We start from the raw sequence: 16,321 nt of genomic DNA, 5'->3' as shown, positions 1-16,321 counted from the left end.
TTATTTATTCTTCACTGTCATCTACAATTGTTGTGCCATCTGTAATTTCGTCAGGTAAATCGATACTTTCAGAGCTTTCTAGCTCTTCTAATTCCTCAATAACTTCCTCATCTTTCATCACTTTGGCTACAGCTGCAATAGCATCATTCCCTTTAAGATTAATAAGTCTAACTCCTTGTGTAGCTCTACCCATAACTCTTAAATTCTCTACGCTCATTCTTATTGCCAGACCAGATCTATTAATGATCATTAAATCATCATTATCTGTTACGTTTTTAATTGTAACAAGTTCACCAGTTTTTTCCGTTACAGAAATAGTTTTTACTCCTTTACCACCTCTATTGGTAATTCTATAGTCTTCCAGAGAAGAACGTTTACCATAACCATTAGAAGACACTACAAGAATATCTGCATCCATATCGTTAACAGCTATCATTCCAACTACTTCATCCTTATCATCTGCCAAAGTTATACCTCTAACTCCAGAGGCACTTCTACCCATTGGTCTGGTTTTTTCTTCTTCGAATCTAATAGCTTTACCACTCTTAACAGCTAGCATAACTTGGCTGTTCCCTGTAGTAAGTTTCGCTTCTAACAATTCATCATCTTCGCGAATGGTAATAGCGTTAATACCGTTTATTCTTGGGCGAGAATATTGCTCCAATGCCGTTTTTTTAACCTGTCCTTTTTTGGTAGCCATAATAACAAAATGGCTATTGATGTATTCTTCATCCTTAAGATCTTGAGTACAGATAAAGGCTTTCACTTTATCATCTGGCTCAATGTTAATAAGGTTTTGAATAGCTCTACCTTTAGAAGTTTTACTTCCCTCTGGTATTTCATAAACTCGCATCCAGAAACATTTTCCTTTTTGAGTAAAGAACAGCATGTATTGGTGATTGGTACCAGAAAACAAATGTTCTAAGAAATCTTCACTTCTGGTAGTAGAACCTTTTTGCCCTACTCCCCCTCTATTTTGAGTTTTATATTCATTTAAAGATGTTCTCTTTATATAACCAGCGTGAGAGATTGTAATTACTACACGCTCATCTGGGATCATATCTTCAATACTAAGATCTCCACCTGCATATTCTATTACAGATCTACGCTCATCTCCATATTTATCTTTGATCTCAATAAGCTCATCTTTTATAACCTGCATTCTTCTTTCCTTACGTTCAAGAATATCCTTCAGGTCTTCGATGGTTTTTAAAAGTTCATCATACTCCGCACGCAACTTATCTTGTTCCAGCCCGGTAAGCTGTCTCAATCTCATTTCTACGATAGCCTTAGCCTGAAGTTCTGATAATTCGAATCTTTCAATTAACTTATTCCTAGCTTCATCTGCATTATTAGAAGATCTAATAAGCGCTATTACTTCGTCTATATTGTCTGATGCGATGATCAAACCTTCTAAAATGTGCGCTCTTTCTTCTGCTTTTCTTAACTCATATTGAGTTCTTCTTACAACCACATCGTGTCTATGCTCAACAAAATGATAGATCATATCCTTAAGATTCAACATCTCAGGACGCCCTTTAACAAGCGCAATATTATTAACACTAAAACTAGTTTGTAATGCAGTGTGCTTATATAAGGTGTTTAAAACAATGTTTGGAATTGCATCCTTCTTAAGGATATATACAATTCGCATCCCGTTTCTATCAGACTCATCACGTATGGAAGCAATTCCATCGATCTTCTTATCATTAACAAGATCTGCAGTTTTCTTGATCATATCAGCCTTATTCACCTGATATGGAATCTCGGTAACAATGATGCATTCTCTTCCATTCACCTCTTCTAGAGCAGATTTTGCTCTCATCATCACTCTACCTCTACCTGTTTTAAAAGCTTCTCTAACTCCATCATACCCGTAGATTGTTCCACCAGTAGGAAAATCTGGAGCTTTGATATGAGTAATTAGCTCTTCAATTTCAATATCGTTGTTATCAATATAAGCTATCGTACCATCAATAACTTCAGATAAGTTATGTGGGGGCATATTAGTAGCCATACCTACAGCAATACCGCTGGCTCCATTAACTAATAAGTTCGGAACTCGGGTTGGAAGTACAGTAGGTTCATGAAGTGTATCATCAAAATTCAGTCTGAAATCTACAGTCTCTTTGTCGATATCTGCTAACATGTCTTCTGCTATCTTGCGCATTCTGGCTTCGGTATAACGCATCGCAGCAGGACTATCGCCATCTACAGATCCAAAGTTACCTTGACCATCAACAAGCATATAACGCAAACTCCATTCTTGAGCCATACGCACCATAGCGTCGTAAACAGAAGTATCTCCATGAGGGTGATACTTACCTAAAACTTCCCCTACAATTCTAGCAGATTTTTTGTGAGCACCGGTAGCTCTAATACCCAATTCATGCATTCCGAACAAAACCCTTCTATGTACAGGTTTTAATCCATCACGCACGTCTGGTAAAGCACGTGACACAATGACCGACATCGAATAATCGATATAGGCCGATTTCATTTCATCTTCAATGTTGATAGGAATTAAATTTTCTCCTTCAGCCATATTAAAATATTTTATTTTAGTTCAAAAATATAACGTGCCAATTTACGCATTTCTGTAATGTTTTAAGGGTAAAGCGCTATACATTTGATAAATTTTATTAACAAATATTTATAGTCGCTTCGTTAATAAGTTCGCTAACTTCCATTTTGATAATTGAAAGTAATTTTGTCAATTAGCTTACGACATACTAATACACACACTTTAAGGTATAATTTTTGAACCCTTTGGAGTAAATTAATAATAGAGAAAGGAAAATAAGATGGATGATAATTTTTCACCCAAAGTAAAAGATGTTATTGCCTACAGCAAAGAGGAAGCTCTTAGGCTTGGTCATGACTTTATAGGAACCGAGCATTTAATGTTAGGTCTCTTGCGCGATGGAGACGGTAAAGCTATAAATATCTTAAATGCCATGGATATAGATCTTAGTCATTTAAGACGTAAAGTTGAAATTTTAAGCCCTGCCAATCCAGATACTACAGTAATTTCTAATGAAAAGAAGAATCTGCATCTAACCAGACAGGCGGAGCGTGCTTTAAAAACAACATTTTTAGAAGCTAAACTTTTTCAAAGTTCTTCTATTAATACCGCTCACCTTTTGTTGTGTATTCTTAGAAATGAGAATGATCCTACAACGAAATTATTGAATAGATTGAATGTAGATTATGATGGAGTTAAAGATCAATTCAAGTATATGATAACTAACGATGACGATTATTTAGAAGCCCCACGAGCAGAGTCTTTTTCTGATGACGATGGTGCGTCTGATGATACTACAAAAGAAAATCCATTTAGCAATACTGGAGGAAATAAGACCAATAAAAAGTCTAAAACTCCTGTTCTAGACAATTTTGGTAGAGATCTTACAGCTCTTGCAGAAATAGATAAATTAGATCCTGTGGTGGGACGTGAGAAAGAAATAGAACGTGTTAGCCAGATCTTAAGTAGACGTAAGAAGAATAATCCATTATTAATTGGTGAACCTGGAGTTGGAAAATCTGCAATTGCAGAAGGGCTAGCGCTAAGAATCGTACAACGCAAAGTTTCAAGAATTCTTTTTGACAAACGTGTGGTTACCTTAGACCTTGCAAGCTTGGTTGCAGGAACCAAGTATAGAGGACAGTTTGAAGAGAGAATGAAAGCTGTGATGAATGAGCTTGAAAAGAATGATGATATCATTTTATTTATAGATGAAATTCATACCATAGTTGGAGCAGGTGGCGCTACTGGAAGTTTGGATGCTAGTAACATGTTCAAACCTGCATTGGCTAGAGGTGAAATACAATGTATTGGTGCTACTACTCTAGATGAATACAGACAATACATCGAGAAAGATGGAGCCTTAGAAAGAAGATTTCAAAAAGTTATTGTGGAACCTACTACTGTAGATGAGACTTTAGAGATCTTAAATAATATTAAAGCTAAATATGAAGAACATCATAATGTTTCTTACACTGTAGAGGCTATTGATGCTTGTGTTAAACTTACTAATCGATATATGTCTGATAGATTCTTGCCAGACAAAGCTATAGATGCTTTGGATGAGGCTGGAGCTAGAGTTCATATTACAAATATTGAGGTTCCTAAACAGATTCTTGAATTAGAACGAAAACTAGAAGAAGTTAGAGAGAACAAGAACGCTGTTGTTAAAAAACAAAAATATGAAGAAGCTGCTAAGCTTAGAGATGATGAAAAGAATCTCGAAAAGCAATTAGAAGTAGCTCAAGAAAAATGGGAAGAAGAATCTAAGTTGCATAAAGAAATTGTAACTGAAGATCACGTTGCAGATGTTATCTCAATGATGACAGGTGTACCTGTGAATAGGATTGCTCAAACTGAAATTAACAAACTTGCAGAATTACCAACCAGAATAAAAGGAAAAGTAATTGGTCAAGACGATGCTGTTAACAAAGTGGTGAAAGCTATCCAAAGAAATCGTGCCGGATTAAAAGATCCGAACAAACCAATTGGATCCTTTATTTTCCTAGGACAGACTGGAGTTGGTAAAACACAGTTAGCGAAAATCCTTGCTAAAGAACTTTTTGATAATGAAGACACTCTTATTAGAATTGATATGAGTGAGTACATGGAGAAGTTTGCTGTTTCTAGATTAATTGGTGCTCCTCCGGGATATGTTGGATATGAAGAAGGTGGACAGTTAACCGAGAAAGTTAGAAGAAAGCCTTATGCTGTGATTCTTCTTGATGAGGTAGAAAAAGCTCATCCAGATGTTTTTAATATGTTATTGCAGGTATTAGACGATGGTTATTTAACAGATAGTTTAGGTAGAAAGATAGATTTTAGAAATACTATTATTATAATGACTTCTAATATTGGATCTCGAAAACTGAAAGATTTTGGTCAGGGAGTTGGCTTTGGTACAGCTTCTCAAAGATCCCAGATCGATGAAAATACTAGAAGTGTTATTGAAAATGCACTAAAAAAAGCATTTGCACCAGAGTTCTTGAATAGAATTGATGACGTAGTTATCTTTAATGCTCTAGATAGAGCAGATATTCATAAGATTATAGATATTGAGCTTGCTAAATTGTATGATAGAATTAACCTTATAGGTTATGAATTGAATTTAACAGATAAAGCGAAAGATTATATTGCTGAGAAAGGATTTGATAAAGATTACGGAGCAAGACCTTTAAATAGAGCTATTCAAAAGTATATTGAAGACGCCTTGGCAGAAGAGATCATTAACTCTCACCTTACAGAAGGAGATAAGATTTTTATGGATCTAAATGATGAGAAATCTGAACTTACTATTAAAATAGAGAAAGCTAAAAAAGAAAAAGAGTCTTAAGTTTTTGATGACAATTATTCTAAGCTGCATTTAGAGAATATTTTCTAAATGCAGCTTTTTTTAGTTTTCTACTAAAAGTTATCGTGTTGATTATCAACAGATTGTTAAAGTCGTATCTTTTTAAATAATTTGTGTGTAACTTCATTACGAATATATGTTCGTATCTAATTAGCGCAGTTGGATATGGCTAAAAAAGTAATTAATCTTAGTTTTGGAAGAGTTCAAATAATAGATAATATCCTTGTTGCAGAGTTAAACGAAGGTGTGTTATTCAATATAGAAGAGAATAATGTATTATTAGAACTAGGTCTTCAAGTATTTAAGGGTCAACCCTATGGATATATTTCTAACAGGATAAATTCTTATGCTGTAAATCCTCTTATATATAAAAATTCCTCAGCAGAAACAAATCTTAAGGCAATAGCTATAGTTACTAATGATTCTATCGGACAAAAAAATGCTATGCTAGAAAAACAATTTTACAATGACAGCAATTCGTTTGGAATTTTTGAAACTTTGGAAGAAGCAACAAATTGGGTTAAAGAAAATATATATTAGTTCTAATCCTGCAACGATTTTTCATCCATTTTAAACTCTTTTAAAAATCTTTTTGCTTCTTGAATGTGTATAGACATCACCTGATCTTCTTTAATTATAGGCACTACTTCTCTGAACTTAGTGATAATTTCTGCCAACTTATTAGAGGTCTTAAGTGGCTCTCTAAAATATAATGCCTGAGATGCATTAAATAACTCAATGGCGAGTATCGTATTTATATTTTCAACAACCTTCAATAATTTGGTGGCTCCATTAGCTCCCATACTCACATGATCTTCTTGCCCGTTAGATGAGACTATAGAATCTGTGCTGGAAGGTGTTGCATATTGCTTGTTCTGACTCACAATACTTGCTGCCGTATATTGCGGAATCATGAATCCGCTATTTAACCCAGGATTTTCAACTAAAAAATTAGGCAGGCCTCTTAAACCAGAAACCATTTGATAGGTTCTTCTTTCAGAAATATTTCCAAGTTCAGACATTGCGATAGCTAAATAGTCTAGTGCTAAGGCTAAAGGCTGCCCGTGAAAATTTCCCCCGGAAATAATTTTATCAGCTTCAATAAAGATATTAGGATTGTCTGTTACAGAATTTATTTCTGTCTTAAATGTTTTTCTTACAAAGGAGATGGTATCCTTAGTTGCCCCGTGCACCTGTGGAATACATCTAAATGAATATGGATCTTGTACACTATCCTTTTCTATTTTTGCTATTTCACTATCTGCCAGAAACTCTCGAATTCTTTCAGCAGTTTTAACCTGACCCCTGTGAGGTCTTACCATATGAACTAATTCATCATAGGGAGACATATTGCAGTTAAAGGCATCTATAGAAATGGCACCCACAAGATCTGCTAAGTAGCTAAGTTTATAACATTCAAGCAATGCATATATACCGTGGGCGCTCATAAATTGAGTACCATTCAATAGAGCCAAACCTTCCTTAGATTGTAATTTTAATGGAGTCCAACCAAACTTCTTTAAAAGCTCTGCTGCACTTATTCTTTCTCCTTCAAAATAGACTTCACCCTCACCAATAAGCGGTAATGCTAGATGTGCCAGTGGTGCCAGATCACCAGAAGCTCCCAGTGATCCTTGTTCAAATATAACCGGAAGGATATCATTATTATAGAGTTCTATTAATCTATTAACTGTCTCTAGTGCTACTCCAGAGTTACCATAACTCAAAGACTGTATCTTTAGCAAAAGCATCAACTTAATAATTGGTTTCGCCACTACATCTCCGGTTCCACAGGCATGAGACATCACTAAATTCTCTTGCAAATGGGTTAAATTCTCTGTTGATATCTTAACGTTACATAAAGATCCAAACCCCGTATTAATACCGTAGATTGGTAGGTTATTGTTCTTTATTTTCTCATTTAAATAATTCCTAGATTTTTCAATATTCACCCTCGCCTCTTCACTAAGCTCTAATTTTTTATTTTCCTGTAAGATCTCATGAATTATGTGAAGATCAAGAACTGCAGAGCTTATATAAAATGAATCCATAGTAATAATGTGAATAGCGATTTAATAGTTATAAGGTTCTAACGTTATTATGCATATCGTTAAACAAATGCTAAATTAAATTAATAATTACGATTTGAAGTCCTATTAAATATCAATTTTTGAACAAATCTAAATATCCTTCTCCCATATTATTCGCAATGTCTCCGGAGATCAAACCTTGATAACTTTTCTTATCAGCTAAAATATCGCCTGTTCTACCATGAAGATATACCCCGAAAACTGCGGCTGTTAGTGTATCGTACTTTTGGGAGATTAAGCCGGCAATAACTCCAGAAAGTACATCTCCAGAACCCGCTGTTGCCATACCCGGATTCCCAGTATTATTAATATAAATATTCTCACCACTTATTACCATGGTGTGAGCACCTTTAATTACCAAGATAACTTTATATTCTTTTGTGAATTTTTTGGCCTTTTCTAATTTATCAAAATCATCTTGCCACGATCCAATTAATCTTTCCAGCTCCTTAGGGTGTGGAGTTAATACAGAATTTTCTGGCAATAATGATAAATAATCTTTGTGATTAGACAATATATTTAAGCCATCTGCATCTATAACCATGGCATTTTTCGTCTTTTTTAATAGACCTTCCAATGCTAAGGCAGTTTTGCTCGATGTTCCGGCTCCCATTCCAAAGCAAATCACATCTGGGTCTAGTTCAAAATCTATAGTAATCAATTCCTGGTCATTTTCATCTGTAAGAACCATAGCTTCCGGAACAGAAATCTGTAAAATGTCATACCCACATTTAGGCACATATACAGAGACCAATCCAGCTCCTGTTCTTAATGCAGCTGTTCCAGCAAGCACTATACTTCCTATTTTTCCATAACTTCCTCCAATTATTAAAGTATGCCCGTAATTACCTTTATGCGTGTTGTTCTTTCTAGGCTGAAACATTGCTTTTGCTTCTTCCTTGTTAATAAGCTGAATATTAGAAGGCGTTTTTATTAAATACTCTCTGTCTAGGCCTATATCAATAACTTGAAGATCTCCTACATAATCTGAAGTTTGAGGTAAGAAGAAAACAAATTTAGGAGCTTGAAAAGAGATGGTTACGTTTGCTTTGATCACACGGTCTTCTTGAGTCGGAATCTTATCAGAAAATAGTCCGGAAGGCATATCTACAGAAAGAACAAATGCATTTGATATATTTATATGCTCTACTAATTTCCCAACCCAATTCTCCATTGCTCTATTTAAACCAATTCCAAAAATAGCATCTATTACAAAGTCATTTTTTCCTATTTCAGGGAAATCATTTTCACTTTTTAGCAACTTTGGCCAATCATTGGTTATATCCTTTACCCTATCGTAATTTTGTAAGAAATTGTCTGATCTATTATTTGAATAGTTTACTACGTACATAGTAACTTGATATCCATGTTCTAAAAGTAACCTTCCAATTACCAAACCATCTCCTCCATTATTACCTATTCCACAAAAAACCTTTATAGGTATTTGAGCGCTTTGCAGCTTTGAATGAATATCTTCAAATACAAGTCCTGCAGCGCGCTCCATTAGTTCTAATGAACTAATATTTTGCTTTTCCATAGTTACCTTATCGGCTTCAGCTAATTGCTTAACATCAAAAATCTTCATTGTCTAATTTTTTAATCCTTGTTGGTTATGAACAAATATAAACCTTCTAATTATCGCAATACATTTCACTAACAAATTCTTAATAAAAAGTACTTAAAATTATCAGTATTCAATCTTAAATAAATAAATTTGCCAAAATTTTAACCGTATGAAAGAAATCGCCTTAAAACATAAACACGAAGCCTTAAATGCAAAAATGGTCCCTTTTGCGGGTTATAATATGCCTGTATCCTATGAAGGAGTTAATATAGAGCATGAGAATGTTCGTAAGAACTTGGGAGTGTTTGATGTATCTCATATGGGTGAGTTTTTGATCACCGGAAAGAATGCACTAGCACTCATTCAAAAAGTTTGTTCTAATGATGCTTCCAAGTTAGTAGATGGAAAAGCTCAATATTCTTGTTTTCCTAATGAAGACGGTGGAATTGTAGATGACCTTATTATCTATAGAATTAATGAAGAGAAATATTTACTAGTGGTAAATGCTTCAAATATTGAAAAAGACTGGAATTGGATAGCGCAGCACAATACTATGGATGCTACCACAAGAGATATATCAGACGATTATTCATTACTTGCAATTCAAGGTCCTAAAGCTGCAGAAGCTATGCAATCTCTCACAGATATAGATCTTGCAAATATGAAATTCTATACTTTTGAGGTTGCAGGATTCGCTGGGGTAGAAAATGTAATAATTTCTGCTACTGGATATACCGGAAGTGGTGGATTTGAGATCTACTTTAAGAATGAAGATGCAGAACAAGTATGGGACGCAGTAATGAAAGCTGGTGCAGATTATGGTATTAAGCCAATAGGATTGGCTGCCAGAGATACACTAAGACTAGAAATGGGCTACTGCTTATATGGTAATGATATAGATGACAATACGTCTCCTATAGAAGCCGGATTGGGCTGGATTACAAAGTTCACCAAAGATTTCGTGAATTCTGAAGCATTATTAAAAGAAAAAGAAGAGGGTGCCAGACGTAAGTTAATTGCTTTTGAGTTAGATGAACGTGGAATCCCTCGACATGGATATGATATCGTAGATGAAAATGGCAAGATAATTGGCGTAGTAACTTCGGGAACTATGTCACCATCATTAGATAAAGGAATAGGAATGGGATACATTCCTACTGTAATGGCAAAGAATAATGAGAAGATCTTTATTCAGATACGTAAGAAAGCCATTCCAGCAAGCCTGGTGAAGTTGCCCTTTTATAAAGGAGAATAACTATTGGAAAAAATATTGATTTTAGGAGCGAGTGGCTTTATAGGCAATGCCTTATATAAAGAGCTCTGCTCCTATTTTGATACTTATGGAACCTATAATACCAATGAAAAAGGTTTTAATAAGAATCAAAAATTTTATGAATTTGATCATGAAACAGAAAATGTTGAGATCTTATTACAAAGCTTAAAACCCACTGTAATAGTTTCTGCGCTTAGAGGAAATTTTACTTCTCAAGTGATCACCCACTTTTCTATTATTGATTACATCGCTAAAAATGATTGTAAATTAGTATTTCTATCATCTTCTAATGTGTTTGATGGATTTACGAACTTTCCCTCGTATGAATATGACAAAACACTCTCCATGAGTGTTTATGGAAGGTTTAAGATTAAGATAGAAAATGCACTTTTAAGATTACCAAATCATAAATACAATATTCTTAGATTGCCTATGGTTTTTGGCGCTAACTCTCCAAGAGTATTAGAAATTAAGAATAAGATTGAATTTGGTGAGCCTATAGAAGTGTTTCCTAACGTGGTTATAAATGCCACAGATATTTCTAAATTAACACAACAAATTCATTATATTATAAATAGAAAAAAGCAGGGTGTATTTCATTTAGGGAGTAATGACCTAATACATCAGCATGATCTTGTAACAGATATAGCTAAAGAGTTGGGGTTTAAAAATCCACATTTGAAACAGGTCTATGATTCAAATTTCGATAGATTTTTAGCGGTACTTCCTAAAGATAATCTCTTACCAAAGAATTTACAGGTATCTGTACTAGACGTAATAAATGCCACCCTAATAAAATAAGAATGCTAATATAAATTTAAACCACTAACAAAATTGTGGGTAATTATTGCAAATAAGGTAACTTTAAGAATTATGGGAAAGACTATAAACATTTCTAACAATATGAATGATATGAAAAAATTAACTGAAGATGAGATCCTATCAAAATTAGAATCTTTGGAAGGATGGAATTACAATGATAATGCAATTCATACCTCATTTGAATTTGAAAACTTTAAAGAAGCATTCACTTTAATGACGCGTATAGCTTTTGAAGCGGAAGCTCAACAACATCATCCAGACTGGTCTAATGTCTACAATCAATTAGAGATCACTCTTTCTACTCACGATGCAGATGGAGTTACAGAGAAAGATTTTAAAATGGCAAAAGCTATTGAAGGAATCGTAAATGCTGAATAAGCGATAATCACATACATAAATTGACGTTCCATTTTTTAGTAGATTATGGAACGTTTTTTTTATTTTTACCGTAGAATTAAAATTATTTATGGGAAGAGCATTCGAATTTAGAAAAGCACGTAAGATGAAACGTTGGTCTGCAATGGCCAAAGCATTCACTAGAATAGGCAAAGATATTGTGATGGCCGTTAAAGAAGGCGGACCGGATCCAGACAGTAACTCTAGATTAAGAGCAGTTATACAAAATGCCAAGAGTGTTAACATGCCTAAAGATAATATCGAAAGAGCCATTAAACGCGCTAGCGATAAAAGTCAGGGAGACTATAAGATCGTTCTTTTTGAAGGATATGCTCCACACGGAATAGCAGTTCTTGTAGAGACCGCTACAGATAATAATAATAGAACCGTTGCAAATGTGAGAATGCATTTTAGCAAAAGTGATGGAAATCTAGGAACTTCAGGATCTGTAGAATTTATGTTTGATCATACCTGTAATTTCAGAATTAATGGAGACGGTTTAGATCCGGAAGAGTTGGAACTTGAATTAATAGATTTTGGTGCAGAGGAAGTTTTTGAAGATGAAGACGGAATTATGATCTATGCTCCATTCGAAAGTTTTGGAACTTTACAAAAGGAGCTTGAAAGTAGAGACCTGGAAATTTTGTCTTCTGGTTTTGAAAGAATTCCACAAGTAACAAAGAAGCTTACTGCAGAAGAGGCTGCAGATGTAGAAAAATTGTTAGAACGTCTGGAAGAGGATGATGATGTTCAGAACGTTTACCATACAATGGAAGAAACCGAAGATTAATCTTCGGTTTCTTTTTATTAAAATTTATCTGGATATTTTCCGGTAACTCCGGCATAGAATTTTTCGATCTCTAAAATATCTTCTTCAAATGTTTTGTTATAAAATACAGGCGCTGCAATCTTTATTTCCTTTCTACCATAATCAAAAGCTACCTTAATTATTGGAACATTTGCTTTCTGAGCAATATAATAAAAACCGCTTCTCCAGTTATCAACTTTTTCTCTGGTGCCCTCTGGAGACAACGCTAATCTAAATATTTCTTTGGTTGGAAAAACAGCAGCTATCGCTTCAACCTTATCTTGTCCCGGGGTTCTATCTAAGGAAGCTCCACCAACCCATCTAAAATACCAACCAAAAGGAGGCTTAAACAACTCCTTTTTACCTACAAAGTTTATTTCTATATTCAATATTTTTCGGATTAATAAGCCCAAATAAAAATCGAACCAGCTGGTATGAGGGGCAACGATAAAAACACATTTTTTTATAGCAGGATCTACTGTACCGTTTAGACTCCAACCCAGAATTTTGAAAAATATTATTTTATAGAGCCACCTCATTAAAGATTATTCTGCGTGATGTTTAGGCTGATCTTTTTGTGAAGAACTCTCATTAGACCTTTTACTGGTATCCTCTCCTTTTCTTCTTTTGCGTTCTTCCATCAATAAAGAGAGCTCTCTACCTGTCTGCCCCTTAACAGATGTATTTTCCTGGGCACGTCTAATAAGATAGGGAACTACATCTCTAACAGGACCAAATGGTACTAGCTTAGCTGCATTGTATCCTTTTCTTGCCAGGTTATAACTTATATTATCACTCATTCCATAAAGCTGACTAAACCAAACTCTAGAATCATCTATTGCCAAACCTTTATCTTCTAATATCTGTAATGCTAAATAATTACTAACTTCATTATGAGTTCCTACAAATAGAGAAATGTCGTCTATATTAGATAAACAATATGATAGTACTCCGTTAAAACTAACATCTGTAGCTTCTTTGCTTTCACATATAGGAGATGGATAACCCATTTTCTTAGCTCTTTCATTTTCCTTTTCCATGTAAGCTCCACGCACAATTTTAGCGCCCACTTTAAAGCCTTCTTTTTTAGCTTTCTCATGCAAATTTTGAAGATATTCCATTCTATCCCAACGGTAACATTGCAAGGTATTAAAAACGATAGTTTTTTCCTGATTATACTTTTGCATCATTCTCACCATAAGCTCATCAGATGCATCCTGCATCCAAGTCTCTTCTCCATCTGCCAACACACTAATATCATTCTGATATGCAGCTTCGCATATCTGCTCTACCCTACTTTGAACTCTTTTCCATTCTTCCTCTTCTGCAGCAGTCAAAGTTAATTTTGAACTAACTTTCTCCCAGATTGCAAATCGTCCGATTCCCGTTGGTTTAAAAACAGCAAATGGTAATTCTTTTCTATTAGCTGCAAATTCTATGATGCTTATCTTCTTTTTCATTGCAGCATCAAATTGCTCTTCTTCCTCTTTACCTTCTACCGAGTAATCTAAAATACTATGAAGCTTCTTAGTATACATTTTTTCAATATTAGGTAAGCAATCTTCCATAGATTCTCCACCGCTAAATTGATTAAATATAGTAGCTTTAATCAATCCCTCTACAGGTAGATGTAACTTTAGAGAAATCTTTGTAAGATACGTACCGATCTTAACTAAACTTGGTCTATTTATCATACCAAACATCAGTAAAGCTCTATTAAGCTCATCGTCAGATTTAAGTTTGAAGGCAGTTTCGGTATCGTTAAAAATCTTTTGTGTGATCATTCTTAATGTATTAATCTCGCAAATATAATTATTGAGTAGTGATTATTTATTAAATTTCTGCTTATTTTCGAGCTTTCTAAATTTAGCTTAAAACCATATTAATGGCCATTACAACTCATCAAGCTCCAGTTTACTTTTCTGAAAATGCATATCAGCAGTTAAACTATTTCTTAAAGCGCACAAACCATTCCGTAATCTTTATTTTAGTAGATAGTAATACACAAAATTGCTGTTTAAACGCATTTCTTCAAAAGATGGTGACAGAATCGCCAATAGAAGTGATTGAAATGGATGCTGGAGAGCAATTTAAAAATATTGAGACCTGTTCAGGAATTTGGAATGTACTGTCAGAATTAAATGGTGACAGGAAAAGTTTGATCGTTAATTTGGGTGGCGGCGTAGTAACAGATCTAGGCGGATTTGTAGCTAGCACTTTTAAAAGAGGCATCTCTTATATTAATATTCCAACTTCTTTACTCGCTATGGTAGATGCATCTGTTGGTGGTAAAACCGGAGTAGATCTAGGTACTCTGAAGAATCAGATCGGAGTAATAACTCAACCAGAAATGGTTCTTATAGATCCAACTTATCTTTCTACTCTTTCAGCTAAAGAAATGAGAAGTGGTTTAGCTGAAATTTTAAAACATGGGTTAATAGCAAATGAAGCTTACTGGCAAAAAGCTACAAATCTGGAAAATTTAGGCTTAGATGATCTAGAAGCGCTTATTAAAGAATCTGTGAGCATTAAATCTTCAATTGTTACAGAAGATCCTTTGGAAAAGAATGTTAGAAAATCTTTAAACTATGGACATACATTAGGACACGCTATAGAGTCTTATTTTCTTTCTCATGAAGATAAGAATACTTTACTCCATGGAGAATCAATTGCAATAGGAATGATCCTAGCTACCCACATATCATCTAATTTACTTGACTTTCCAGAAAATAAGTTAAAGAATATAACAGAAAAATTAAGTGATATCTATCCTAAAGTTAATTTTGAAGCAGATGATATCGAACATATTATCGAGCTATTAAAATTTGATAAAAAGAATGAATATGGTAAGATAAATTTTGTATTATTGAAAGATATAGGAAAGCCTATTTTAGATCAAAAGGTTAATAATGATCTAATTATCAATGCTTTTGAATATTATCAAGAAAATTAATTTACTGATATTCACCGGGATATAAATTTTTTTATTTAAATTAATTACCAATTGATTTTATTACAAATTTTGTTATAATTGCACGATTAAAAATACGCTATGAAAAGAGTCATTGTAGATTACAAAAAGTTAACTCCAGAGATCTTGAGCTTGCTGGTTGAAAAATATCCTGATGGATATGACGACGATCAAGTTATCTCTTTTAAGAACGCAAAGAATGAAACTGTAGAAGCTATTGAGGTAAGAACAGAAGACTCAATCTACCTCGTAAAAGTTAGTACCAGATTGGAAAACACCATGGCTAATTATGATGAAGATGATTACGAAGATTCAGATTTTAACGAGCCTATTGTAGAGATTCCAGAGAAGAATATTGAAGAAGAAGAGGAAGAGGAAGAAGAAATATAATAAATAAAAAATCCATCTAAATCGGAATTCTATAAATGTGAATTCTATTTAGATGGATTTTATACTTGAAAATACTCTTATTTAAGCATGTTGTAATTCATGCTTTCCTTCTTTAATTTCTTCTATTAATTTAGCATTAAACGGTGGAAGATCATCAGGATTTCTACTTGTAACAAATCCTTCGTCTACCACTACTTCTTTATCTACCCAATTCGCTCCTGCATTTTCAACATCTTTTCTTATAGAATTAAACGATGTCATAGTTCTACCTTTTACTACTTCAGCATCTATTAGCGTCCATGGTGCGTGGCAAATAGCAGCTACAATCTTTTTCTCCTTAAAGAAATCTTGTACAAATTTTAGAACTTTTTCTTCACGTCTTAATTTATCTGGATTAATAACTCCACCAGGAAGCATTAACGCGTTATATTCTTTAGAAGACACTTCATCTATAGTTCTATCTACTTTATACTCCTTAGACCAATGATCGCCATCCCAGGCTTTAATAGATCCAGATTTTAAACTTACAATATCTACTTGAAATCCTTCCTTTTCCATCGCTTCTTTTGGCGAGGTTAATTCAACTTCTTCAAATCCATCTGTAGCTAAAATTGCTATTCTCTTTTTCATAA

14 protein-coding genes are annotated in these 16,321 nt (G+C 34.1%); 8 read left to right on the top strand and 6 right to left on the bottom strand.

Annotated elements, in window-relative coordinates:
• Positions 1-4 precede the first annotated feature (4 nt).
• The gene (gene gyrA / locus P163_RS13905; protein ID WP_034892473.1) at positions 5-2,545 is read right to left on the bottom strand and encodes a DNA gyrase subunit A; all 2,541 of its coding nucleotides are present in this window, start codon (positions 2,543-2,545) and stop codon (positions 5-7) included.
• 259 nt (positions 2,546-2,804) lie between these two features.
• Here gyrA and P163_RS13900 point away from each other — a divergent pair, with 259 nt between their 5' ends.
• A complete protein-coding gene (locus tag P163_RS13900) occupies positions 2,805-5,357 on the top strand; it encodes an ATP-dependent Clp protease ATP-binding subunit (RefSeq protein ID WP_034892470.1) in 2,553 nt (850 codons plus the stop codon).
• A 183-nt stretch (positions 5,358-5,540) separates the two neighbouring features.
• On the top strand, positions 5,541-5,915 hold the full coding sequence (locus P163_RS13895) for a hypothetical protein (RefSeq protein WP_034892467.1): 375 nt from the start codon (positions 5,541-5,543) through the stop codon (positions 5,913-5,915).
• Between the two features lie 2 nt (positions 5,916-5,917).
• Here P163_RS13895 and hutH read toward each other — a convergent pair whose 3' ends face one another.
• Together hutH and P163_RS13885 are read right to left on the bottom strand one after the other, a co-directional pair.
• Complete coding sequence (gene hutH / locus P163_RS13890) at positions 5,918-7,426, bottom strand: histidine ammonia-lyase (protein WP_034892463.1); 1,509 nt, start codon at positions 7,424-7,426, stop codon at positions 5,918-5,920.
• 112 nt (positions 7,427-7,538) lie between these two features.
• A complete protein-coding gene (locus P163_RS13885) occupies positions 7,539-9,050 on the bottom strand; it encodes a bifunctional ADP-dependent NAD(P)H-hydrate dehydratase/NAD(P)H-hydrate epimerase (protein WP_034892461.1) in 1,512 nt (503 codons plus the stop codon).
• Positions 9,051-9,198: 148 nt separating this feature from the next.
• Between P163_RS13885 and gcvT the strand changes: the two genes are divergently transcribed.
• The 4 genes from gcvT to P163_RS13865 all read left to right on the top strand — a co-directional run bounded on the left by gcvT (position 9,199) and on the right by P163_RS13865 (position 12,310).
• On the top strand, positions 9,199-10,284 hold the full coding sequence (gene gcvT, locus P163_RS13880) for a glycine cleavage system aminomethyltransferase GcvT (protein ID WP_034892458.1): 1,086 nt from the start codon (positions 9,199-9,201) through the stop codon (positions 10,282-10,284).
• A 3-nt stretch (positions 10,285-10,287) separates the two neighbouring features.
• Positions 10,288-11,103: a sugar nucleotide-binding protein gene (locus tag P163_RS13875; protein WP_034892455.1), complete on the top strand. Its 816-nt coding sequence runs from the start codon at positions 10,288-10,290 to the stop codon at positions 11,101-11,103.
• A 111-nt stretch (positions 11,104-11,214) separates the two neighbouring features.
• On the top strand, positions 11,215-11,502 hold the full coding sequence (locus P163_RS13870) for a 4a-hydroxytetrahydrobiopterin dehydratase (RefSeq protein WP_034894408.1): 288 nt from the start codon (positions 11,215-11,217) through the stop codon (positions 11,500-11,502).
• Positions 11,503-11,590: 88 nt separating this feature from the next.
• A complete protein-coding gene (locus tag P163_RS13865; RefSeq protein WP_034892452.1) occupies positions 11,591-12,310 on the top strand; it encodes a YebC/PmpR family DNA-binding transcriptional regulator in 720 nt (239 codons plus the stop codon).
• Between the two features lie 17 nt (positions 12,311-12,327).
• On the opposite strand, the gene P163_RS13860 is transcribed toward P163_RS13865, so the two are convergent.
• Entirely contained in the window at positions 12,328-12,867 is a 540-nt protein-coding gene (locus tag P163_RS13860) for a 1-acyl-sn-glycerol-3-phosphate acyltransferase (protein WP_034892449.1), read from the bottom strand.
• A gap of 6 nt (positions 12,868-12,873) precedes the next feature.
• On the bottom strand, positions 12,874-14,112 hold the full coding sequence (locus P163_RS13855) for a proline dehydrogenase family protein (RefSeq protein ID WP_034892447.1): 1,239 nt from the start codon (positions 14,110-14,112) through the stop codon (positions 12,874-12,876).
• Between the two features lie 101 nt (positions 14,113-14,213).
• Between P163_RS13855 and aroB the strand changes: the two genes are divergently transcribed.
• Both aroB and P163_RS13845 read left to right on the top strand, forming a co-directional pair.
• Positions 14,214-15,281, top strand: a complete 1,068-nt coding sequence (aroB, locus tag P163_RS13850; protein ID WP_034892445.1) for a 3-dehydroquinate synthase — start codon at positions 14,214-14,216, stop codon at positions 15,279-15,281.
• Between the two features lie 99 nt (positions 15,282-15,380).
• Positions 15,381-15,689 (top strand): hypothetical protein, encoded by a 309-nt coding sequence (locus P163_RS13845; RefSeq protein WP_034892443.1) that lies wholly within the window; start codon positions 15,381-15,383, stop codon positions 15,687-15,689.
• Between the two features lie 81 nt (positions 15,690-15,770).
• Here P163_RS13845 and P163_RS13840 read toward each other — a convergent pair whose 3' ends face one another.
• The gene (locus P163_RS13840) at positions 15,771-16,319 is read right to left on the bottom strand and encodes a type 1 glutamine amidotransferase domain-containing protein (RefSeq protein ID WP_034892442.1); all 549 of its coding nucleotides are present in this window, start codon (positions 16,317-16,319) and stop codon (positions 15,771-15,773) included.
• Positions 16,320-16,321 lie beyond the last annotated feature (2 nt).

Source organism: Gillisia sp. Hel_I_29, assembly GCF_000744275.1.
Taxonomy (GTDB): domain Bacteria; phylum Bacteroidota; class Bacteroidia; order Flavobacteriales; family Flavobacteriaceae; genus Gillisia.
Note: the sequence above shows the minus strand (reverse complement) of the source record. Positions and strands in the feature narration are given on the sequence as shown.